This is a genomic window from Streptomyces sp. NPDC002125 (genome assembly GCF_053593715.1).
Map to the genome: position 1 here is coordinate 536811 of NZ_JBSFDD010000001.1, position 22371 is coordinate 559181.

Here is a 22371-nt window from a genome sequence, read left to right on the forward strand (position 1 = left end):
GTTACGTGTACTGGGTGCGTCTGTCTACTCGGGCGCGACGTCGAGCGCGTGGCCCACCAGGGCGAGCAGCGACTCGACGACCGTGATCCTCTTACGCGCATCCATGATCACAACAGGCACCTGCGGCGGTATCGTCAGGGCCTCCCTGACGTCGCCCTCCTCGAAACCGGGCGATCCCTCGAAGTGGTTGACGGCCACGATGTACGGCAGGCCGCAGCTCTCGAAGTAGTCGAGCGCGGCGAAGCAGTCGGCGAGCCGCCGGGTGTCGGCCAGGACGACGGCGCCGATCGCGCCGCGCACCAGGTCGTCCCACATGAACCAGAAGCGCTGCTGACCGGGGGTGCCGAAGACGTACAGGACGAGGTCGTCGTCGAGCGTGAGACGGCCGAAGTCCATCGCGACGGTCGTCGTGACCTTGTCGGGAGTGGCCGTGAGGTCGTCGGTCTCCTCACTGGCCTGCGTCATCAGCGCTTCGGTCTGCAGCGGGGTTATCTCGGAGACCGAGCCGACGAATGTCGTCTTGCCCACGCCGAATCCGCCCGCGACCACGATCTTCGTCGCGATCGGCGCACGGGTGTGGTCGAGCTGCCAGGCCTGGACCGGCTCGGCGGGCGCTTCCTGCGCGTCCCGCCGGCGCGGAGTGAAGAGCGGCGCCTCAGAGACGGCGGAGTCCATTGAGCACCCTTTCGAGCAGCGCGCGGTCGGGCTGGCCGGTTCCATGACCGGTTCCGTACACGCGGATCTTTCCCTGGTCGGCCAGGTCGCTGAGCAGCACCCGGACGACACCGAGCGGCATCTTGAGCAGGGCCGAGATCTCGGCCACCGTACGCATACGGCGGCAGAGTTCGACGATGGCGCGGAGTTCCGGCATGACGCGCGAGGCGAGGTTGCCGTTCGTCAGCTCGCGGCGCTCCTCAGGAGCCTCCAGCGCGGCAACGAACGTCTCCACGAGCAGGACGTGCCCGAAGCGGGTGCGACCGCCGGTGAGGGAGTAGGGGCGGACCCGTGCGGCCTTGCGGTCTGCGCCCCTGACGGGGAGTTTTCGTACGGGTTCAGCAGCTGACGTCACTGGGTGCTCTCCATCGATTTGCGCAGCTCACTGCGGAGTTCGGGGGTGAGTACGTGTCCTGCACGACCGACGAAGAGCGCCATGTGATAGGCGACGACGCTCATGTCGCAGTCGGGGGTGGCGTGCACACCGAGCAGGGAACCGTCGCTGATCGACATGACGAAGACGCTGCCCTCGTCCATCGCGACCATCGTCTGCTTGACGCCGCCGCCGTCCATCAGCTTGGCGGCACCGATCGTGAGGGACCCGATGCCGGAGACGATGGTGGCGAGGTCGGCACTGGAGCCCCTCGGGCCTCCCGCGCCTCCCGCTGCCTTGGCCGAGGCGAGACCGGGGTCCGAGGAGAGCAGCATCAGTCCGTCGGACGAGACGACGGTGACCGAGTGGACCCCTGGCACCTCCTCCACGAGATTGCTCAGCAACCAGTGAAGGTTCCGGGCCTCGGTGCTCAGCCCGAATGTGCTGGGCGCAGTCAACTGCGTGCCTCCTCGACTGTGTCCCCCGTCTCATCGATTCGACCGTCGTTACGGTCGGTCAGCTCGGTTTGGTCGGTCTGTGGGGCGCTCTCGGCGATCTCCGCCTCGACGTCGCGCCGCCCGTCCTTGGCGCCCTGGTGGAAGCCTCCGAGCCTGCGGCGCAGGGCTTCCTTGTCCAGCGTTCCCTTGCGCTCGGTGGCCGGTGCCGAGGGCGGCGCCGTGATCTTCGGGGTGCGCTTGGGCAGCCCCTTGTCGGTGAGGCGCGCCGGCGAGGGCGCCGGGTCGGGCACTTCCTCGCCCAGGCCGGTCAGCGGCTGCCGGGGGCCCGGCAGGGCGTCGGCCTCGGGGGCGGCGGGTGCCGTCACGGCGCCGGCGTCGGCGGCCCGCTCATGGCGGTCGGGGCCGATGGCGTACGGGCTCGGCTGGTCAGGGCTCTGCGCGTACGGGCTCGGCGCGTCCGGTCCCTGGGGGTACGTGCTCCGTGCCTCGGGGGCCTGGGCGTCCGGGGCCGGTGCCTGCGGGCTCCGTGCCTCGGGCGGGCCGCTCGGCTCGGCGGTCTGCTGGAGGGGCAGCCGGACCTGCATCGTGGTCTCGGCCTCGGACTCCACGGGAACCGTGGACCCGGCGGCCGGGGCCGGAGCCTGGGCCTGGGCCTGGGCCGCTTCCGGCGCTTCCGGGACGGGGCCGGACGCGGGGGCGGTCTCGGTCCCGGCCCCTCCCGCCTCGCGCAGGGTCTTCTCGGCCGCGGCGATCAGCGGATCGCCACCGGACCCGGACGAACGAGCGGGCAGCGCGTTGGAGTTGGCCTCGGCGACCGAGCCCGGGAGGTTCAGCGTGGGCGCGTCCCCGGGCATCTGCACGGGCGGCGGGGACGCCGTGGGCGGCGCCTTGGGCAGGAGTGCCTGCGGAAGGACGACGACCGCTGTCACCCCGCTCCCCTTCTGCTCGCGCAGCTGGACCCGTACACCGTGGCGGGCGGCCAGCAGCGAGGTCACCTGAAGACCCAGCCCGGCCCCGTCCGCGGTCTGTTCGCCCGCCTCGAAGGACGCCGGGTCGGCCAGCCTGGCATTGAGCTCGCTCATCCGGACCGCCGACATGCCGATGCCCTCGTCCTGCACGGAGAGCATCACCTCCCCGGTCTCCAGCAGCCAGCCGGAGAGCTCGACATGGGAGTCGGGCGGGGAGAAGGACGTGGCGTTCTCCAGGAGTTCGGCGACCAGGTGGCTCAGGTCGTCGGCGGCGAAGCCCGCGACCTGGGCGTGCGGCGGCAGGGACTGGATGGTGACCCGCTCGTACCGCTCGATCTCGCTGACGGCGGCGCGCAGCACGTCGACGAGGGGGATCGGGTTCGAGTGCCCCTGGCCGTGCTCGGTGCCCGCGAGCACCAGCATGTTCTCGCTGTGCCGCCGCATGACGGTGGCCATGTGGTCGAGCTTGAAGAGCGTGGCGAGGCGCTCCGGGTCCTGCTCGCGCTCCTCCAGTCCCTCGATGACTCCGAGCTGGCGCTCGACGAGGCCCAGGGTGCGCAGCGAGAGGTTGACGAAGGTGTGGTGGACCGTGTTCCTCAGCCGTTCCAGCTGACCGCTGAGTTCCGCGACCCGGACCTGGAGTTCGGCCCGCTGGAGCGTGAGGGCCTCCCGGCCCGCGATGAGTTCGCCGCGCTCGGTCTGGAGGCTCTCCAGCTGACCGGTGACGCCGTGGTGCAGCCCGTGCAGCTTGCCGTGCAGGGCGTTGATGGACCGTACGACCTGGGCGAACTCGTCGTTGCGTCCGGTGTAGCGGACCGGTTCGGCGGTCTCGGGGTCGGCGGCGATGCGCCCCGCGCCGATCCGCAGGACGGCGAGCGGCTGGGTGAGGGTGCGGGCGACCGCGGTGGAGACGCCGATGGCGATCAGCAGGCAGCCACCGAGCAGGGCGAGGCGGAGCTCCAGCGCGGTGACGTCGTCGTCGCGCAGCCCTTCGAGGCGCTGGACCTGCGCGGTGCCCAGCGCGGACTCGACACCGCGCATGCGGTCGATCCGGGCGGAGAGGGCGGCTTCGAGCTTCTCGGGGTCGGTGGCGCGGTCCGAGTCGGACAGCTCGGGGCGGTCGGTGAGCCGGGTGAGGTACTTCTCCGCCTGGGTCACCTCGGAGCCGGTGACCGTGGAGCTCAGCTTGTCCCGGGCGGACGTCCCGGCCGCCTGGTCGAACTCGGCGAGGGAGGCGAGTTCGCGCACCCGGGCCTGCTGGGCGGCGGCGCTCAGTTCGTCGCGGTTGCGGTCGTCCTCGTCGCTGCCCTCGTCCTGGCTCTGGACGGGCAGGCCGGTGAACGGGTCGATCTGCGGTTCCTGCGGCTCCGTGCCGGGCACGGCGAGCGCGGCCAGCAGCAGCCCCCGGGTGGCCGCGGCCTGCTCCACCGCCCCGCCGAGGGCGAGCGGGGCGCGGGTGGCGTCCGCGGCCCGGGGCGGGGTCTTCCCGGCGAGCTCGTCGGCGATGCCGTGGAGCTTCGCGATGACCTCGGAGTACGCCTGGTAGGCGTCCATCGCCGAGCCCTTGCCGGTGAGCGCGGTGCGGCGGATCGAGGGGATGGTGGAGAGGTCCCGGCGCAGCGCCGCGGGGGCGGCCTCCCGGATCTCGCCCACCTGCTGGTCGACGCGGGCCGCGGGGTTCGTGGAGCCTTCGGCGGTGTCATCGGTCCCGCGGCCGGCCGCGATCCGCGCGATCACCTCGTCGCGCTCGTCCGCGAGGGAGTGCGCGAGCGTGATCGCCTGCTGGTTCAGCTCGGCGAGCGTCACCAGGCTCTGTGACTCGTTGAGATCGGATGAGGCGCCGAGGGCCGCGGGGGCGCCTGCGGCTATGACGGTGATCCCTACGACGGCGACGCCGGCGACGAGCCGGCTGCGTACCCTCACGGTCCGCTTGGAGGCACCCGCTGCCTGGGGCGTCGCCCCGGACTCCTCGCGCGTGCTGTCCTTGCTCCGAGGCCGCTTCTTCTGCACCGGTGCTCGCAATCTTGACTCGTCCGCCCTTGAAGCAGAGGTGACGCACGGTCACTTAAATGGACACCCCACCCTGATGGGCGCCGTACGGCTTCCGACCATTCCAGCGCTTTTGAGAGGGGGCCGTGCATCAACCGCTCCGCCACTCGAAGGAGTGAACATCACTCCGGAGTTGGCGAACAAGTCTCCCCACGGGCGCCGACGGCCATGCATGGACGGCCGGGTGGAACTTCCGGCCAGCCTTTGGCAGTATGCCCGCCCGCATATGCGCGGAGCCCCGCGTTCCGCCGGCCGCGCCACTCTGACCTGCTGGTACGGTCCAACAGCGGGATCGTGCAGGCCCCGTGAAGGCTTGGTGCAGACTGACCGGATGCGCATCGAACTCGCCACCGAGCCCGGGAGTCCCGAACGCCCCAACGAGGACTGGGCGTCGGCCGCCGTCCCCGCAGGCGGCCAGGGAGGCTGCCTGATTCTGCTCGACGGAGTCACGCCGCCCAGCGGCAGCGACGGCTGTGTGCACTCGGTCCCGTGGTTCACCACGAGGCTCGGGGGGTCCCTGGTCGAACTGTCCGCTTCGCGGCGGGATCTGACGCTGGCGGAGATCCTCGCGTTGTCCATTCGGCACACCGCCGACACGCATCGTTCCCAGTGTGACCTTTCTCACCCTCGCACTCCTCAGGCGACGGTGGTCCTCGCGCGTTGGGACGACCTCCGGGTGGAACACCTGGTGCTCTCCGACTCCGTCCTGCTGCTGGAGGCGGCCGACGGCACGGTCACGCCACTGCTCGACGACCGCCTCGACCGGCTGCCTCCGGGTTCGCTCGCGTCGGAGGAGATCGCGGACGCACGGGCACGGAACAAGGAGGGCGGCTTCTTCACCGCAGCCGCCGACCCCTCGGTGGCGTCACGCGCGGTGACGGGCGAGACGCCCCGGGACGAGGTCCGGGCACTGGCGGCGCTGACCGACGGGGCGAGCCGCTGGACGGAGAAGTCCCGGGAGGGCGACTGGACGGCCACCCTGGAGGTTCTGCGGAAGTCGGGACCGCAGGGGCTGATCGACCGGGTGAGGGAGCTGGAGCGGGCCGACACCGAGCGCGTACATCTGCGCCGCGGCAAGGCGCACGACGACGCGACGGCCGTTCTCGTGGAGCTCTGAGACGGGCAGGCACCCGCCGGGCCCTCCCCGCCCCTCGGGGCTCCCACCCCTCGGTGCCTCCCGCTTCTCCGGGGCGGAAGGCACCCGCCTCACTCCCCCGCGCGCTCGTTGAAGTGGTGCAGCAGACGCGCGAGTTCCGCGACCTCGCCACGGTCCCAGCCGGCGAGCTTGCGGGCGTAGCGCCCGCGGCGGGCGTCCCGGACCTTGCGGAAGCGGGCGAGGCCCTCGTCGGTGAGATGGACGAGCGAGGCACGGCCGTCCGCCGGGTCGGTCTCCCTGGCGACCAGGCCGAGCGACTCCAGGGCGCGCAGCTGGCGGCTCATGGTCGCCTTGCCCACCCCGAAGTAGGCGGCGAGATCCGTGGCGCGCTGCCGTCCTGCGGATTCCAGCCGCACGAGGAGCCCGTAGGCCGCGGCCTCCAGGTCCGGGTGGACCTCGCGCGCCACCTCCCCCGAATTGGCTCGCGCCCGGCGCAGGAAGACCGCCAACTCACGCTCCAGCGCGAGGAACTCATGGTCCACACCACTTCCGGCCGTCGCGCCCGGTTCACCGCCGCTTCCGCTCCCGTGCACGTCAGCACCCCTCACAAGCTTTCCAGCCGATGAAAATTTCTTTCAACTCCGGTCATCACCGCAGCTGGGCCAGTATTTCGCAGGCGTAGACCTCCGGCAGCTGCCAGGCCCCCTTCCGGAGGGCGGGTCTACGTGCGTAGCGTCATGAGTGCCAAGGGTGGCATGTCCACACCATGGCGCACGTACCCCAGGGGCGTCCCGCACCCCGCTCCTGGGCCATGAGCTCTCCCCACCGAGCCCTCGGAGGCACGCAATGCCCGTGCACAGATCCGGAACCCCCACATCCCGCCGCTCCCGCCTCACCGCGGCGGGCACGCTCCTCGCCGCACTCGCCCTGCTGTTCACGCTGCCCGGCGCCGCGTCCGCAGCCGACACCGAGGTCATCCCCGAACGGGGTACGGCGAGGATGGGCCAGGGCGTGATCGCCCATGACGGCCAGAAGAGCGGCGGCAGCCCGATAGGTGCGGCGGCGGTCCAGACGGAAGGTGTGGACGTCAGCAGCCACCAGGGCAACGTCGCCTGGTCGACGCTGTGGAACAACGGCGTGAAGTGGGCCTACGTGAAGGCCACCGAGGGGACGTACTACAAGAACACGTACTTCACCCAGCAGTACACCGGCTCGTACAACGTCGGCATGATCCGCGGCACCTACCACTTCGCCACTCCGGACACCACCAGTGGCGCCGCCCAGGCGAACTACTTCGTGGACAACGGCGGCGGCTGGTCCAGGGACGGCAAGACCCTGCCCGGAGTGCTGGACATCGAGTGGAATCCGTACGGCGCGCAGTGCTACGGCAAGACCCAGGCCGGCATGGTCGCCTGGATCCGCGACTTCGTGAACACCTACAAGGCGCGCACCGGCCGCGACGCGGTGATCTACACGGCGACCAGCTGGTGGAAGGACTGCACGGGCAACAACGCGGGCTTCGGCGCCACCAACCCGCTCTGGGTGGCCCGCTACAACACCACCGTCGGTGAACTCCCGGCCGGCTGGGGCTTCTACACGATGTGGCAGTACACCTCGTCGGGCCCGACGGTCGGTGACCACAACCACTTCAACGGCGCCCTCGACCGCGTGGTGGCACTCGCCAACGGCTGACCTCGCACGACGCGGTACCGAGCCCCGGTGACGAGCCCCAGGTCGCCGGGGCTCAGCGCTGCCCGCGACCCACTATGCATGGTGCGTATACACGCTATGTATAGTCGGGGCGTGCCACACCACCGGTGTGCGGCCGAGCCGTTGGGGAGTGACGCGCTGTGTCTGTTGTGCCCGGAAAGATGTCTTCTTCGCGTACGGGGTTGGCCGCCGCCCTGGTGACGGCCCTCACACTCGCGCTCGGCGGATGCGGGACGCAGACCACGGCACCCGGTTCGGCGCGTGCCGAGGCCGCGTCCGACGCCAAGGGGTCGTTCGGTTCCGTGGACTGCCGCAAGGCCAAGTGCATCGCCCTGACGTTCGACGCCGGGCCGGGGAAGGACACCCCGCGGCTTCTGGACATCCTCAAGGAGAAGAAGGTGCCGGCGACGTTCTTCCTGCTGGGCAGGGACCATGTGCTCAAGCACCCCGACACCGTGCGGCGCATCGCGGCAGAGGGCCACGAGGTCGCCAACCACACGTGGTCGCACGAGATCCTGACCGACCGGAAGCCCGATGAGATACGCGCCGAGCTGAAGAGGACCCAGGACGCGATAGCGGCGATCACCGGCACGAAGCCACGGCTGATGCGCCCGCCGCAGGGCCGCACCGACGACACGGTCTCCGGGATCAGCAAGGAGCTGGGGCTGTCCCAGGTCCTCTGGAGCACGACCGCCAAGGACTTCTCGACGAACGACTCGGCCCTGATCAGGAAGCGGACGCTCGACCAGGCGGGCAGGGACGGGATCATCCTGCTGCACGACATCTACGAGGGGACGGTCCCCGCGGTGCCGGGCATCATCGACACGCTGAAGCGGCGCGGCTACACCTTCGTGACCGTTCCCCAGCTGATGGCCCCGGCGGAGCCGGAGCCCGGCACGGTCTACCGCCCCTGACCCGCTCCGCACGCGGAACGGCCCGCCCTCCCGCAGGAGGACGGGCCGTCCGTACCGGCCGTCGGCGTGATGCCACGCCCGTCACAGCATGGCGCCTACGCGGCGGCCGGGATCCTTTCCTCCAGCCTGGCCGAGGCCGGGGCCAGCGCGATCTCCAGGACCTGGCGCACATCGGTCACCGGGTGCACCTCCAGGGTCTCCAGGACCTCGGCCGGGACGTCGTCGAGATCGGCCTCGTTGCGCTGGGGGATCACCACGGTGGTGATACCCGCCCGGTGCGCGGCCAGCAGCTTCTGCTTCAGGCCGCCGATCGGCAGCACCCGTCCGGTCAGCGAGACCTCACCGGTCATCGCCACGTCCGTACGGACCAGCCGCCCGGAGAGCAGCGAGGCCAGCGCGGTCGTCAGGGTGATGCCGGCGCTCGGGCCGTCCTTCGGGACCGCGCCCGCCGGGAAGTGGATGTGCACACCCCGGTCCTTGAGGTCCGCGACCGGGAGCTCCAGCTCCGCGCCGTGCGACCGCAGGAAGCTCAGCGCGATCTGCGCGGACTCCTTCATGACGTCGCCGAGCTGGCCGGTCAGGGTCAGCCCCGAGGCCCCGGTCTCCGGGTCGGCCAGCGACGCCTCGACGAAGAGCACGTCACCGCCGGCCCCGGTCACCGCGAGCCCGGTGGCCACACCGGGCACCGCGGTACGGCGCTCGGCCGGGTCCTGGGCGGACTCGGGCACGTGGTGGGGCCGGCCGATCAGACCCCGCAGGTCCTGCTCGGACACCGTGAACGGAAGCTCCCGCTCACCCAGTTCGTGCTGGGCCGCGACCTTGCGGAGCAGCCGTGCGACGGCCCGCTCCAGGTTCCGCACCCCGGCCTCCCTGGTGTACTCGCCGGCCAGCTTGCGCAGGGCGGACTCGTCGAGGCCCACCTCGTCCTTCTCCAGACCGGCCCGCTCCAGCTGGCGCGGGAGCAGGTGGTCCCGGGCGATGACGACCTTCTCGTCCTCGGTGTAACCGTCCAGCGTGACCAGCTCCATGCGGTCGAGCAGGGCCTCCGGGATGGCGTCGAGGACGTTGGCCGTCGCCAGGAACACGACGTCACTGAGGTCGAGTTCGACCTCCAGGTAGTGGTCACGGAAGGTGTGGTTCTGCGCCGGGTCGAGCACTTCGAGCAGTGCTGCTGCCGGGTCGCCCCGGAAGTCGGAGCCGACCTTGTCGATCTCGTCGAGCAGGACGACCGGGTTCATCGAACCGGCCTCCTTGATCGCCCGCACGATCCGCCCCGGGAGCGCGCCCACGTACGTGCGCCGGTGGCCCCGGATCTCCGCCTCGTCCCGGACACCGCCGAGCGCGACCCGGACGAACTTGCGCCCCATGGCGTGCGCGACGCTCTCCCCGAGCGAGGTCTTGCCGACTCCGGGCGGACCGACCAGCGCGAGCACGGCACCGCCGCGCCGCCCGCCGACCACGCCGAGGCCCCGGTCGGCGCGCCGCTTGCGCACCGCGAGGTACTCGGTGATGCGCTCCTTCACGTCCTGGAGGCCGGCGTGTTCGGCGTCGAGGACCGCCCGGGCGCCCCGGATGTCGTACGCGTCCTCGGTCCGCTCGGTCCACGGGAGTTCGAGGACGGTATCCAGCCAGGTCCGGATCCAGGACCCCTCGGGGCTCTGGTCGGACGCGCGCTCCAGCTTGTCGACCTCCTTGAGCGCGGCCTCACGGACGTGCTCGGGAAGATCGGCGGCTTCGACGCGTGCGCGGTAGTCGTCGGACTCGTCCTCCGGGTCGCCGTTGAGCTCGGAGAGCTCCTTGCGTACGGCGTCGAGCTGGCGCCGCAGCAGGAATTCGCGCTGCTGCTTGTCGACGCCCTCCTGGACGTCCTTGGCGATGGACTCGGCGACGTCCTGCTCGGCGAGGTGCTCCCCGAGCCACTGGATGGCGAGCTTCAGCCGGGCGACCGGGTCGGTGGTCTCCAGCAGCTGGACCTTCTGGGCCGTGGTCAGGAAGGGCGAGTACCCGGAATTGTCGGCGAGCGCGGAGATGTCCTCGATCTGCTCCACCCGGTCCACGACCTGCCAGGCACCGCGCTTCTTCAGCCAGCTGGTGGCCAGCGCCTTGTACTCCCTGGCCAGCTCGGTGACCGAGCCGGGAAGGGGGTCGGGCAGCGAGACCTCGATCCGGGTGCCTTCCACCCAGAGCGCGTTCCCGGGCCCGCTGGTTCCGGCCCCGATCCGCACCCGGTCACGGGCGCGGATGAGAGCGCCGGGGTCCCCGTCCGACAGCCGCCCGACCTGCTCGACGGTGCCCAGGACGCCGGTCCCGGTGTAGTTCCCGTCGATGCGAGGCACGAGCAGCACCTCGGGCTTGCCGCCTCCGGGCCGGGCGACGGCCTGCGCCGCCTCGACCGCGGCACGCACCTCCGCGTCCGACAGGTCGAGCGGGACCACCATGCCCGGCAGTACGACCTCGTCGTCGAGCGGCAGCACGGGCAGGTCGATCGGAGTGGACGCCCTGGACGCGTTGGACTCTGCAGTCATGATCTCCCCTTCGGCAGGCAAGTTGAGCTATGTGGGCTCAATGCTTGTGAGCCTCTGAATGTTCCCCCTGCCGTGTTCGCCCTGAGCGATCAACCGGGCCACCGGGCTCCACCTGCGACGATCCGCTCACGGCCGGCCCGACGCGACGCCTGCTTCTACGGCAGCACCCCGGAGGCCGCCGCCATTCCCGCCGCCTTCCCCTTCCCCCGGGGGCGGGTCCGGACATCCCTGACCGCGCCTTCGGGGGCCGGGCCCTCGACGGGCTGCCGGATCGCCCGCCCCGGAGGGTGGGAACCGCGGAATTCACTGGCCCGCGGGCCCTGCCGCGAGGAAGGATGGGCCGCCTCGGAACCGCCGACCGGAGACCGGAGACCCGCCATGCCGGCCACAGACACCCGCCGCCCCGTCGTCCTCGACCGGCGGGAGGGACCGTTCGGCGAGGTCGTCCTGCGTGAGCGCGGCGAGGACTTCGAGATCATCGCCAACGGGTGTTTCCTGATGGACACCTCCGACGGGCGCTCCGAGCGGCTGCTCGTCGACGCCGCGCTCGCCGCCCTGCCCGCCGGGCGGCCGGGCCCGACCGTGCTGATCGGCGGGCTCGGCGTCGGGTTCTCGCTGGTGCGTGCCGCCTCCGAGCCGCGCTGGGGCCGGATCACGGTCGTGGAGCGGGAGGAGGCCATCGTGGACTGGCACCTGGACGGGCCGCTCGGCCGGATCTCCGGCGCGGCGCTCTCCGACGAGCGGACCGCGATCCTCCGCGCCGACCTCGTCGCCCACCTCCGTACGACCACGGAGCGTTACGACGCACTGTGTCTGGACATCGACAACGGCCCCGACTGGACCGTCACGGAGGACAACGGAAGCCTCTATTCCGCCACCGGCCTCGCGGCCTGCCGAGCGCGTCTGACGCCCGGAGGAGTGCTCGCCGTATGGTCCGCGCAGCCGTCCCCGGACTTCGAGGAAGCACTGCGGAATGCCGGATTCCACGCGGTAAGGACTGAAGAAGTAGCCGTTGCCCGAGGTGTGCCGGACGTGGTCCATCTCGCACTGCGGGACGGCTGAACCCCCACCCGGTATGCGCACCCCCGTCCCGCCAAGGATCACGGCCCGCGAGTCCGCCGATCTGTCCCTATCCCGTGGGTAACACCTTCACGACGGACAACACCCTGCGTAGCCGAGAGGCGTCCTCTGCCTTTACGCTGCTTGGCGGCACAAGGGATCACCGACGAAATCCACAAGCGATAACCGTGCCTCCGGGGGAATGGCCTCCGCGAGAACGGGCAGGGGCGGGGCGATGGAACAGACACACACCACCCACAACGGCGTCGCGGCCACCCCCGGGGCTCAGCGCCGGGTGCTGGTGGTAGAGGACGACGCGACAATCGTCGACGCCATTTCCGCCCGGCTGCGGGCCGAGGGCTTCCTGGTGCAGACCGCACTGGACGGGCCCGCGGCCGTGGACGCGGCCGAGGCCTGGCAGCCCGACCTGATGGTGCTCGACATCATGCTTCCCGGCTTCGACGGCCTGGAGGTCTGCCGTCGTGTGCAGGCCCAGCGCCCCGTGCCGGTGCTGATGCTCACCGCACGCGACGACGAGACGGACATGCTGGTCGGGCTCGGGGTCGGCGCCGACGACTACATGACCAAGCCGTTCTCCATGCGGGAGCTGGCCGCGCGGGTCCACGTCCTGCTGCGCAGGGTCGAGCGGGCCGCGCTGGCCGCCGTGACGCCGCGCAGCGGCATCCTGCGCCTCGGCGAGCTGGAGATCGACCACGCGCAGCGCAGGGTCCGGGTGCGCGCCGACGACGTCCACCTCACCCCGACCGAGTTCGACCTGCTGGTCTGCCTGGCCAACACGCCGCGCGCGGTGCTGTCCCGGGAGCAGCTGCTGGCCGAGGTCTGGGACTGGGCGGACGCCTCCGGGACCCGTACGGTCGACAGCCACATCAAGGCCCTGCGCCGGAAGATCGGCGCCGAACGGATCCGTACCGTGCACGGTGTCGGCTACGCCCTGGAGACCCCCGCGCCATGACCCGGCCCGGCTCGGGACTGCGGCCCTTCTCGATCAAGGCCAAGCTGGGCACCCTCGTGGTGATCTCCGTGTTCATCACGACGGGTCTGCTCATCGTCGCCCTGCGGACCAGGACCGAGTTCCGGTTCATCACGGTCTTCTCGGTCATCGCCACGCTGCTGATCACCCAGTTCGTGGCGCACGGCCTGACCGCCCCGCTGGACGAGATGCGCGCCGTCGCGCGCTCGATCTCGCACGGCGACTACACGCGCCGGGTGAGCGGCGCGGGGCGGCGTGACGAGCTGGGGGACCTGGCTCAGACGATCAACCGCATGACGGACGATCTGGAGGCGGAGGACCGGCACCGCAAGGAGCTGGTCGCCAACGTCTCGCACGAGCTGCGCACACCCATCGCCGCGCTCAGAGCCGTGCTGGAGAACGTGGTGGACGGGGTGTCCGCCGCCGATCCCGAGACCATGCGTACGGCTCTGAAGCAGACCGAGCGCCTCGGCAGACTGGTGGAGACCCTGCTCGACCTCTCGCGGCTGGACAACGGAGTGGTGGCGATCAAGGCCCGCCGCTTCGAGGTCTGGCCGTATCTGTCGGGAGTGCTCAAGGAGGCGAACCTGGCCGCCTCCCACCGCCGGCTCTCCTCCGGCTCCGGCAACCACTCGCGTACGGACGTCCATCTGCACCTGGACGTGTCGCCGCCCGAGCTGACGGCGTACGCGGACGCGGAGCGGCTGCACCAGGTGGTCGCCAACCTGATCGACAACGCCGTCAAGCACAGCCCGCCCCACGGCCGGGTCACGGTGCTGGCGCGGCGCGGGGACCGTCCCGAGTCGCTGGAGCTCGAAGTCGTCGACGAGGGCCCCGGCATCCCGGAGGCGGAGCGCCACCGGGTCTTCGAGCGGTTCAACCGCGGCCAGGCTCCGTCCCCGCACGGTCCGGGCAGCGACGGAGGCACGGGACTCGGGCTGGCGATCGCCCGCTGGGCGGTGGACCTGCACGGCGGGCGCATCGGTGTGGCTGAATCTTCCCGTGGTTGCCGGATTCAGGTCACTCTTCCGGGGAACCCTCAACCACTGGGTTGACCTGGTGTTCGAAGATCTGGGCCCCCTTCTCTCCTGGTCCAGGAAAGAGATACGGTCCAAGGGGCCGTAGCACCGGCCCTGCGTACCGAAGGGCAGCGGAACCCTGCTTGTTTCCCGCCATTTCATGCGCCGAAACCCGGCTTCCGATGTGATGTGCACGACGAAGACCGGCCCGGCCTGCACGTAACGGCCAGGGAGGCGTAGCCTTGATTTCCGCTGTCCATCACCTTGTGAAGCGGAAGAGGGCGGTTGCCGCCGTGTCGTCTCAGTCCCCCAGTAACTCGAGCATCTCGACCGATCAAGAAGCAGGCTCCGGGTCGAACCCGGCCGCCGCTTTCGGCCCCAATGAGTGGCTCGTCGACGAGATCTACCAGCAGTACCTCCAGGACCCGAATTCGGTCGACCGCGCCTGGTGGGACTTCTTCGCCGACTACAAGCCGGGCACGTCCGGCACGGCGGACAAGCCCGTACCCGCACCCGCGGGAGCGGTGACACCGGCTCCGGCCGCCACCGCCGCGGAAACCCCCGCTCCGGCGCCGGCCCCGGCCGCGCCCGCCGCCCCGGCCAAGCCTGCCGCCACCGCTCCGGCGCAGGCAGCGGCCCCCGCGAAGGCTCCCGCGGCCCCCGCCAAGGCGGCCCCCGCCAAGGCAGCTCCGGCCGCCGCGAAGGCGGAAGCGCCGGCAGAGGCCCCCGCGGGCCCCGAGTTCGTGACGCTGCGCGGCCCCTCGGCCGCTGTCGCGAAGAACATGAACGCCTCCCTGGAGCTGCCGACGGCCACGTCCGTCCGCGCCGTTCCGGTGAAGCTGCTCTTCGACAACCGCATCGTCATCAACAACCACCTCAAGCGCGCCCGCGGCGGGAAGATCTCCTTCACGCACCTCATCGGGTACGCGATGGTGCAGGCCCTCAAGGCCATGCCGTCGATGAACTACTCCTTCGCGGTGAAGGACGGCAAGCCGACCCTGGTCAAGCCGGAGCACGTCAACCTCGGTCTGGCCATCGACCTGGTGAAGCCGAACGGCGACCGCCAGCTGGTCGTCGCGGCCATCAAGAAGGCCGAGACGCTCAACTTCTTCGAGTTCTGGCAGGCGTACGAGGACATCGTCCGCCGCGCCCGCGTCGGCAAGCTCGGCATGGACGACTTCTCCGGTGTCACCGCCTCGCTGACCAACCCCGGCGGCATCGGCACCGTGCACTCGGTGCCCCGCCTGATGCCCGGACAGGGCCTCATCATGGGCGTCGGCGCGATGGACTACCCGGCGGAGTTCCAGGGCACCTCCCAGGACACCCTGAACAAGCTCGGCATCTCGAAGGTCATGACCCTGACCTCGACGTACGACCACCGGGTCATCCAGGGTGCGGCGTCCGGCGAGTTCCTGCGCGTCCTGGCCCAGCTGCTGCTCGGCGAGAACGACTTCTACGACGAGATCTTCAAGGCGCTGCGCATCCCCTACGAGCCGGTCCGCTGGCTCAAGGACATCGACGCCTCGCACGACGACGACGTCACCAAGGCCGCGCGGGTCTTCGAACTGATCCACTCCTACCGGGTCCGCGGCCATGTCATGGCCGACACCGACCCGCTGGAGTACCGCCAGCGCAAGCACCCCGACCTGGACATCACCGAGCACGGCCTCACCCTGTGGGACCTGGAGCGGGACTTCGCGGTCGGCGGTTTCGCCGGCAAGACGATGATGAAGCTCCGCGACATCCTCGGCGTCCTGCGTGAGTCGTACTGCCGCACCACCGGCATCGAGTTCATGCACATCCAGGAGCCGAAGGAGCGCAAGTGGCTCCAGGACCGGGTGGAGCGTCCGCGCCCCGCTCCGGAGCGCGAGGAGCAGCTGCGGATCCTGCGCCGCCTCAACGCCGCCGAGGCGTTCGAGACGTTCCTGCAGACGAAGTACGTCGGCCAGAAGCGCTTCTCGCTGGAGGGCGGCGAGTCCGTCATCCCGCTGCTCGACGCGGTCATCGACTCCGCCGCCGAGGCCCGCCTCGACGAGGTCGTCATCGGCATGGCCCACCGCGGCCGGCTGAACGTCCTGGCGAACATCGTCGGCAAGTCGTACGCGCAGATCTTCCGGGAGTTCGAGGGCAACCTCGACCCGCGGTCGATGCACGGCTCCGGCGACGTCAAGTACCACTTGGGCGCCGAGGGCACCTTCACCGGTCTGGACGGCGAGCAGATCAAGGTCTCGCTGGCCGCCAACCCCTCGCACCTGGAGGCGGTCGACCCGGTCCTGGAGGGCATCGCCCGCGCCAAGCAGGACATCATCAACAAGGGCGGCACGGACTTCACGGTCCTGCCCGTCGCGCTCCACGGCGACGCGGCCTTCGCGGGCCAGGGCGTCGTCGCCGAGACGCTCAACATGTCGCAGCTGCGCGGCTACCGCACCGGCGGCACCGTGCACGTGGTGATCAACAACCAGGTCGGCTTCACCGCCGCCCCGGAGTCCTCGCGCTCCTCGATGTACGCCACGGACGTGGCGCGCATGATCGAGGCGCCGATCATCCACGTCAACGGCGACGACCCGGAGGCCGTGGTCCGCGTCGCGCGGCTCGCCTTCGAGTACCGGCAGACGTTCAACAAGGACGTCGTGATCGACCTCATCTGCTACCGCCGCCGCGGTCACAACGAGGGCGACAACCCGGAGTTCACCAACCCGCAGATGTACACCCTGATCGACAAGAAGCGCTCGGTGCGCAAGCTCTACACCGAGTCGCTCATCGGTCGCGGCGACATCACGCTGGAAGAGGCGGAGCAGGCGCTCCAGGACTTCCAGGGCCAGCTGGAGAAGGTCTTCGCGGAGGTCCGCGAGGCCACCTCGGCGCCGTCCCAGCCGCATGTCCCGGACGTCCAGGCGGAGTTCCCGGTCTCGGTCAACACCGCGGTCACCTCGGAGGTCGTGAAGCTGATCGCCGAGTCCCAGGTGAACATCCCCGACGGCATCACCGTGCACCCGCGTCTGCTCCCGCAGATGCAGCGCCGCGCCGCCTCGGTGGAGAACGGCACGATCGACTGGGGCATGGGCGAGACCCTGGCCATCGGTTCGCTGCTGATGGAGGGCACCCCGGTCCGGCTCGCCGGCCAGGACACCCGCCGCGGCACGTTCGGCCAGCGCCACGCGGTCCTCGTCGACCAGAAGACCGGCGAGGACTACACCCCGCTGCTCTACCTCTCGGACGACCAGGCCCGTTACAACGTCTACGACTCGCTGCTCAGCGAGTACGCGGCGATGGGCTTCGAGTACGGCTACTCGCTGGCCCGCCCGGAGTCCCTGGTGATCTGGGAGGCCCAGTTCGGTGACTTCGTCAACGGCGCCCAGACCGTCGTGGACGAGTTCATCTCCTCGGCCGAGCAGAAGTGGGGGCAGACCTCCGGCGTCACGCTGCTCCTCCCGCACGGCTACGAGGGCCAGGGCCCGGACCACTCGTCCGCCCGTCCGGAGCGTTTCCTGCAGATGTGCGCGCAGGACAACATGACGGTCGCGATGCCGACCCTCCCGTCGAACTACTTCCACCTCCTGCGGTGGCAGGTGCACAACCCGCACCACAAGCCGCTGATCGTCTTCACACCGAAGTCGATGCTCCGCCTCAAGGCGGCCGCGTCGGCGGTGGAGGAGTTCACCACCGGCGGCTTCCGCCCGGTGATCGGCGACGAGTCGGTCAAGGCCGAGGCCGTCCGCAAGGTCGTCTTCGTGTCCGGCAAGCTCTACTACGACCTCGACGCCGAGCGCGAGAAGCGGGGCGACACCGAGACGGCGATCATCCGTCTCGAGCGCCTGTACCCGCTGCCGGGTGCCGAGATCCAGGCCGAGATCGCCAAGTACCCGAACGCCGAGAAGTACCTCTGGGCGCAGGAGGAGCCGGCGAACCAGGGTGCGTGGCCGTTCATCGCGCTCAACCTGATCGACCACCTGGACCTGGCCGTCGGCGCCGATGTGCCGCACGGTGAGCGCCTGCGCCGCATCTCGCGTCCGCACGGCTCGTCCCCGGCGGTCGGCTCGGCCAAGCGCCACCAGGCCGAGCAGGCCCAGCTGGTCGCCGAGGTCTTCGAGGCCTGATCAGCGGCTGTACGACACCGGAGGGCCCGGCCCCGCGAGCATCTCGCGGGGCCGGGCCCTCGGGCTGTCCGGGCTCGTTATTCTTGAGCCATGTACTTCACGGACCGTGGCATCGAGGAACTGGAGAAGCGGCGCGGCGAGGAGGAGGTCACCTTCGAGTGGCTCGCCGAGCAGCTCCGTACGTTCGTCGACCTCAACCCCGACTTCGAGGTGCCCGTCGAGCGCCTCGCGACCTGGCTGGCGCGGCTGGACGACGAGGACGAGGACGAGTAGTCACCTTCCGGGACCGCTTGTCCGTGTGGATCTGAAGCGGTTGTAGGCGAGCCCCAGAACGCCCTGCACGAGCAGGACCAGGCCAGCCGCGACCCAGCCGCCGCTGCGCCGGCGTGCGCCCCACAGGGTGAGCGGCAGACCGGCCGCGACCTGCGCGGTCGCCACGGCGCGGGCCCTCGGGCCGAGCATCCAGGGACCCAGCCCGCTGCTCTCCACCGCGTCGAGCTCCACGCGTACGGCGTCGCGCCAGCCGGCCCATTCGATGTGTTCCGCCCCGGAGTGGACGCCTGCGACCGAGCGCAGCCGGTCGGCGGGCTCGCCGGGCGAGAGCCCCTGGGGCAGCGCCACTCCGGCCCGGGTGAGCACGACGATCAGCCCGCGCAGCCGGGCATCGGCGTCCGCGTCGGGGTCCGCGCGGGTGAGTGCCTCCAGCTCCTGGACGTCCTGTACGGGGTCGAGGCCGAGCCGGGCCGCGAACGTGCGCATGGCCTCGTCCTCGGCGGCGGGGGTGCCGTCGGCCAGCCAGATGTATCCGACGGGGCGGCGGAATCCCGAGGCGAGGGTGTAGCCGGAGCGGTCCCCGTCCCACCACAGGGCGAGCACCGGCCAGGTCGAGCCCACCGCGAGAGCGGTGGCCCAGCCGCCGACGACCCGGTCGACGGGCTCGGCGCCTCCTCCGGCCGCCGGTCCGCTCCCGTGCGCGTCCGTCCGCCAGGGCTTTCCCTCGGGGACGAGCACGCTCCAGCCGTCCCCGGCGGGCATCAGCAGCATGCGCTCCTGGAGCAGGTGGGCCACGGGCCGTACGGTCTCGGGTTCGGCCCGGCAGAGGAGCAGGGCACCCACGGGTGTCGCGGTCATGCCTCACACGCTAGGGCAATTTGCCCAGCTATGAACCATTTCGCCTCCCCGCCCACCCCCCTGATCCCTCTTCAGATTCAGCCTTGACTTCCCCGATCCACGATATATCGTGTTGGAAAGAGACGCGATATGTTGCGTCGTTCCACCCAGTGGGAGGTCGGATCCATGCCCGAGTCGACGTGGACGGTCGCCGAGCCGCAGAAGCTCACCTTCGACGACCCCGTGACGGCGCTCCATGTGCGCATCGTCGACGGCGTGGTCAATGTGGTGGGCACCGACGAGCCGACCGCCCGGCTGGAGGTGTCCGAGATCGACGGGCCCCCGCTGATCGTGACCCAGGAGGGCGGCACCCTCACCGTCACCTACGAGGACCTGGCGTGGCGCGGCCTGCTCACCTGGCTCGACCGCAAGAAGCCACGTCGCCGCGCGGAGGTGTCCCTCGCCGTGCCGGCGGGCGCGACGGTGGAGGTCGGAGCGGTCAGCGCCGAAGCGGTCGTCTCGGGAGTCCGGGGCCGCACCGAGCTCCGCGGCGTCTCCGGCGACAGCACCCTGGTGGGCCTGCCCGGCGCGGTCCGGGCCGAGACCGTGTCCGGCAATCTGGAGGCCCAGTCCGTCACGGGCGACCTCCATTTCCAGTCCGTCTCGGGTGATCTGACGGTCATCGAAGGCGCCGGCACATCGGTCCGGGCCGAGTCCGTCAGCGGCCACATGGTGCTCGATCTGGACACCTCACCGAAGCCGACGGACATCCGGCTGACGTCGGTCTCGGGCGAGATCGCCATCCGGCTGCCGCACCCGGCGGACGCGAAGGTGGAGGCGAACACCGCGAGCGGCGCCGTCTCCAACGCCTTCGAGGACCTCCGGGTGGGCGGCCAGTGGGGGGCGAAGAAGATCACCGGCACACTGGGCGCGGGCACGGGCAAGCTGAGGGCGACCACCGTCTCGGGTTCGATCGCCCTGCTGCGCCGCCCACCCGCCCAGGACCACGCACACGACGCCGAGCCGACCGGAAAGGTGCTCTGACATGCCCCCCGTTTTCGCCCACGGCCGTCTGCGCCTCTACCTCCTGAAGCTGCTGGACGAGGCCCCCCGCCATGGGTACGAGGTGATCCGGCTCCTGGAGGAGCGCTTCCAGGGGCTGTACGCACCGTCGGCGGGCACCGTGTATCCCCGGCTGGCCAAGCTGGAGGCCGAGGGTCTGGTCACCCATGCCACCGAGGGCGGCCGCAAGGTCTACTCCATCACCGATGCCGGCCGGGCCGAGCTGGCGGGCCGGGGCGGCGAGCTGGCCGATCTGGAGCTGGAGATCCGCGAGTCGGTCTCCGACCTGGCCTCCGAGATCCGCGAGGACGTGCGAGGGGCGGCGGGCCGGCTCCGCAAGGAGATGCGTGCGGCGGTTTCCGAGTCCCGTCAGACCTCCGGTGCCCAGGGGGGCGGCTGGGACGCCGGCTTCGCGGACAACGAGGCATGGCGCACGGCGAAGGAGGAGCTGCGCAAGGCCAAGCAGGAGTGGAAGGAGCAGGCCCGCAGGGCGAAGGACGAGTCGCGCAGGGCCCGTGAGGACGCCGAGCAGGCGCGCCGTCAGGCTCAGGAGGCGCACGAGAAGGCGCGGGAGCAGATGCAGACCGCCGCGCGCCAGGTCCAGGAGCACTTCGCGCGGGGCGACTGGCCGAAGGGCGTACGGGAGGGCCTGGCCGAGATCACCGGCCAGCTCGGCAGTTTCGCGAGCACCGGCGCCTGGCACTACACCAGGCCGGCCCCCGAGGAGCCGGATGTCGAGTGGGCCGCCGACGCCACGAGCACGGGCGATCCCGCCCGGGACCTGGATCGCCTGCTGGACCGCTTCCGCGACGACATCCGGGACGCGGCCAGGGACCACGGGCTGACAGAGTCCCAGCTCACGGACGCCCGCCGCCATCTGGCCACGGCCGCGACACAGATCGGCAGACTGCTGCGGGACCCCGCCGACCGGCCGAGGGGCACCTCCGGCGGCTCCTGAGGGCGGGGCGGGGCCGGGGGCGCCCAGGGCCGACGGGCTTGGGGACCAGTTGGCCGGGGCCGGTGAGCCCCGGGGCCAGCCGGCCAGGACGTACGCGCCCGAAGGGCAGTGGCCGCGGGACGGACAGGCCCCCGGAGGCCAGTCGCGTACGGGCCCGGAGGCCAGCCGGCCGGGATTGGCAAGCCTCGGCGGCCAGTTGGCCAAGACGGACTGGCCCGGAGGCCAGTCGCGCCCCCGGGCCAGTCGGCCAGGGCGGGCGAGCCCCGGCCGGCCGGCCAGGACGGCCAAGCAGGGGATCAGCCGGCCGGGGTGGGCCGGTCCGGGATCAGCCGGCCAGAGACGGGCCGACCCGGGATCAGCCGGCCGAGGGCGGGCAGCCAGCCAGGGACGGGCCGGTCCGGGCAGGCCCGGGATCAGCCGGCCGAGGGCGGGCAGTCGGCCGGGACGGTCCGGTCCGGGATCAGCCGGCCAGGGCCTGGCCGTGGCCTCCGGTGCCGTAGAGCGCGCGTTCCACCGTCGTGTATGTCGCGCCGTGGTCGGCGAGCACATCGGCGACGACACCGGGTCGGGCCGTCAGGGCCAGCAGCAGATGCTCCTCGCCGATGAAGCGATCGCGTCGGCCGAGGGCGATGCGCAGGGATTTCTCCAGGATGCTCTTCGCTCCCCCGGTGAAGGCACGGTGCCCCGACCACCACCGGCGGTTCCGGCGGTCGCCCGCCAGGACGCCCTCGCCGTGCTCCCCCTCGACCCGGGCCACGATCGCCCCGACGTCGATGCCGATGCCGGCCAGCGCCTCGGTGTCCGCCTTGGTGAGCCCACCCCGGCGGCGGGCTTCCGCCAGGGCCGCCTCGATCGAGGCTCGGCGGTCGGTGAGCCCGAGGGCGGCAACGGCGAAGGAGGCACGGCTGCCTTCCTGGTCCAGCAGGGAGAGCAGCAGGTGCTCCTCGGTGACGGAGTCCGATCCGGCCCGCTCGGCATGGGTCACCGCACCGGTCACGGTGGCGCGGGCACCCTTGGTGAATCGCTCGAACATCAATGCCTCCCGTACTTCTTGTGCACGGCCTGCCTGCTGACACCCAGCTCGGCAGCGATTTCCTGCCATGACCACCCCTTGGCGCGGGCGCTTCTCACCTGGACGGCTTCGAGTTGCTCCAGCAGCCGCCGCAGCGCGGCGACGGCCCGCAGCCCGACGCGCGGGTCGTGGTCACCGGCGCGTGCGGCGAGATCCGTTGCTTCGGTCATGACGTCAACCTACGTTGACGCTCGGC

At 71.1% G+C, this 22371-nt stretch carries 19 protein-coding genes; 10 read left to right on the forward strand and 9 right to left on the reverse strand.

Going from position 1 to position 22371, the window contains the following annotated elements; all coding sequences use genetic code 11:
* Positions 1-24: 24 nt before the first annotated feature.
* From ACWCQM_RS02300 to ACWCQM_RS02315, 4 genes are read right to left on the reverse strand one after another with little or no spacing between them, the layout of a single operon-like run.
* A complete protein-coding gene (locus ACWCQM_RS02300) occupies positions 25-675 on the reverse strand; it encodes a GTP-binding protein (protein ID WP_450913486.1) in 651 nt (216 codons plus the stop codon).
* Entirely contained in the window at positions 656-1069 is a 414-nt protein-coding gene (locus ACWCQM_RS02305; protein WP_073745173.1) for a DUF742 domain-containing protein, read from the reverse strand. The genes ACWCQM_RS02300 and ACWCQM_RS02305 overlap by 20 nt, the downstream gene beginning before the upstream one ends.
* A complete protein-coding gene (locus ACWCQM_RS02310) occupies positions 1066-1545 on the reverse strand; it encodes a roadblock/LC7 domain-containing protein (RefSeq protein WP_450913487.1) in 480 nt (159 codons plus the stop codon). Before ACWCQM_RS02310 ends, ACWCQM_RS02305 begins: the two co-directional genes overlap by 4 nt.
* The gene (locus tag ACWCQM_RS02315) at positions 1542-4523 is read right to left on the reverse strand and encodes a nitrate- and nitrite sensing domain-containing protein (RefSeq protein WP_450913488.1); all 2982 of its coding nucleotides are present in this window, start codon (positions 4521-4523) and stop codon (positions 1542-1544) included. Before ACWCQM_RS02315 ends, ACWCQM_RS02310 begins: the two co-directional genes overlap by 4 nt.
* Positions 4524-4893: 370 nt before the next feature.
* Between ACWCQM_RS02315 and ACWCQM_RS02320 the strand changes: the two genes are divergently transcribed.
* Positions 4894-5679, forward strand: coding sequence for a hypothetical protein (locus ACWCQM_RS02320; RefSeq protein WP_450913489.1), 786 nt, complete (start codon positions 4894-4896; stop codon positions 5677-5679).
* Positions 5680-5768: 89 nt separating this feature from the next.
* On the opposite strand, the gene ACWCQM_RS02325 is transcribed toward ACWCQM_RS02320, so the two are convergent.
* The gene (locus ACWCQM_RS02325; protein WP_450913490.1) at positions 5769-6251 is read right to left on the reverse strand and encodes a MarR family winged helix-turn-helix transcriptional regulator; all 483 of its coding nucleotides are present in this window, start codon (positions 6249-6251) and stop codon (positions 5769-5771) included.
* A gap of 253 nt (positions 6252-6504) precedes the next feature.
* On the opposite strand from ACWCQM_RS02325, the gene ACWCQM_RS02330 reads away from it, so the two are divergent.
* Both ACWCQM_RS02330 and ACWCQM_RS02335 read left to right on the forward strand, forming a co-directional pair.
* Positions 6505-7350, forward strand: coding sequence for a lysozyme (locus ACWCQM_RS02330; protein ID WP_450913491.1), 846 nt, complete (start codon positions 6505-6507; stop codon positions 7348-7350).
* Positions 7351-7529: 179 nt separating this feature from the next.
* The gene (locus ACWCQM_RS02335) at positions 7530-8282 is read left to right on the forward strand and encodes a polysaccharide deacetylase family protein (protein WP_450913492.1); all 753 of its coding nucleotides are present in this window, start codon (positions 7530-7532) and stop codon (positions 8280-8282) included.
* Positions 8283-8377: 95 nt separating this feature from the next.
* Here the strand turns inward: ACWCQM_RS02335 and lon are convergent, their stop codons facing one another.
* Positions 8378-10807 (reverse strand): endopeptidase La, encoded by a 2430-nt coding sequence (lon, locus tag ACWCQM_RS02340; protein ID WP_450913493.1) that lies wholly within the window; start codon positions 10805-10807, stop codon positions 8378-8380.
* A 378-nt stretch (positions 10808-11185) separates the two neighbouring features.
* Here lon and ACWCQM_RS02345 point away from each other — a divergent pair, with 378 nt between their 5' ends.
* The 5 genes from ACWCQM_RS02345 to ACWCQM_RS02365 all read left to right on the forward strand — a co-directional run bounded on the left by ACWCQM_RS02345 (position 11186) and on the right by ACWCQM_RS02365 (position 18246).
* On the forward strand, positions 11186-11869 hold the full coding sequence (locus ACWCQM_RS02345; RefSeq protein ID WP_450913494.1) for a spermidine synthase: 684 nt from the start codon (positions 11186-11188) through the stop codon (positions 11867-11869).
* 232 nt (positions 11870-12101) lie between these two features.
* Complete coding sequence (locus ACWCQM_RS02350; protein ID WP_014154105.1) at positions 12102-12839, forward strand: response regulator transcription factor; 738 nt, start codon at positions 12102-12104, stop codon at positions 12837-12839.
* The gene (locus ACWCQM_RS02355; protein WP_450913495.1) at positions 12836-13912 is read left to right on the forward strand and encodes a HAMP domain-containing sensor histidine kinase; all 1077 of its coding nucleotides are present in this window, start codon (positions 12836-12838) and stop codon (positions 13910-13912) included. Before ACWCQM_RS02350 ends, ACWCQM_RS02355 begins: the two co-directional genes overlap by 4 nt.
* A gap of 257 nt (positions 13913-14169) precedes the next feature.
* Positions 14170-17973 (forward strand): multifunctional oxoglutarate decarboxylase/oxoglutarate dehydrogenase thiamine pyrophosphate-binding subunit/dihydrolipoyllysine-residue succinyltransferase subunit, encoded by a 3804-nt coding sequence (locus tag ACWCQM_RS02360; RefSeq protein WP_450913496.1) that lies wholly within the window; start codon positions 14170-14172, stop codon positions 17971-17973.
* A 90-nt stretch (positions 17974-18063) separates the two neighbouring features.
* Entirely contained in the window at positions 18064-18246 is a 183-nt protein-coding gene (locus ACWCQM_RS02365) for a DUF6104 family protein (protein ID WP_003961784.1), read from the forward strand.
* On the opposite strand, the gene ACWCQM_RS02370 is transcribed toward ACWCQM_RS02365, so the two are convergent.
* Complete coding sequence (locus tag ACWCQM_RS02370; protein WP_450913497.1) at positions 18247-19104, reverse strand: hypothetical protein; 858 nt, start codon at positions 19102-19104, stop codon at positions 18247-18249.
* Between the two features lie 165 nt (positions 19105-19269).
* Here ACWCQM_RS02370 and ACWCQM_RS02375 point away from each other — a divergent pair, with 165 nt between their 5' ends.
* Positions 19270-20127 (forward strand): DUF4097 family beta strand repeat-containing protein, encoded by an 858-nt coding sequence (locus ACWCQM_RS02375; protein WP_450913635.1) that lies wholly within the window; start codon positions 19270-19272, stop codon positions 20125-20127.
* Between the two features lies 1 nt (position 20128).
* Entirely contained in the window at positions 20129-21103 is a 975-nt protein-coding gene (locus tag ACWCQM_RS02380; RefSeq protein WP_450913498.1) for a helix-turn-helix transcriptional regulator, read from the forward strand.
* Between the two features lie 460 nt (positions 21104-21563).
* Here the strand turns inward: ACWCQM_RS02380 and ACWCQM_RS02385 are convergent, their stop codons facing one another.
* Together ACWCQM_RS02385 and ACWCQM_RS02390 are read right to left on the reverse strand one after the other, a co-directional pair.
* Positions 21564-22136 (reverse strand): Clp protease N-terminal domain-containing protein, encoded by a 573-nt coding sequence (locus ACWCQM_RS02385; protein WP_450913499.1) that lies wholly within the window; start codon positions 22134-22136, stop codon positions 21564-21566.
* On the reverse strand, positions 22136-22345 hold the full coding sequence (locus ACWCQM_RS02390) for a helix-turn-helix domain-containing protein (RefSeq protein WP_073745141.1): 210 nt from the start codon (positions 22343-22345) through the stop codon (positions 22136-22138). Before ACWCQM_RS02390 ends, ACWCQM_RS02385 begins: the two co-directional genes overlap by 1 nt.
* Positions 22346-22371 lie beyond the last annotated feature (26 nt).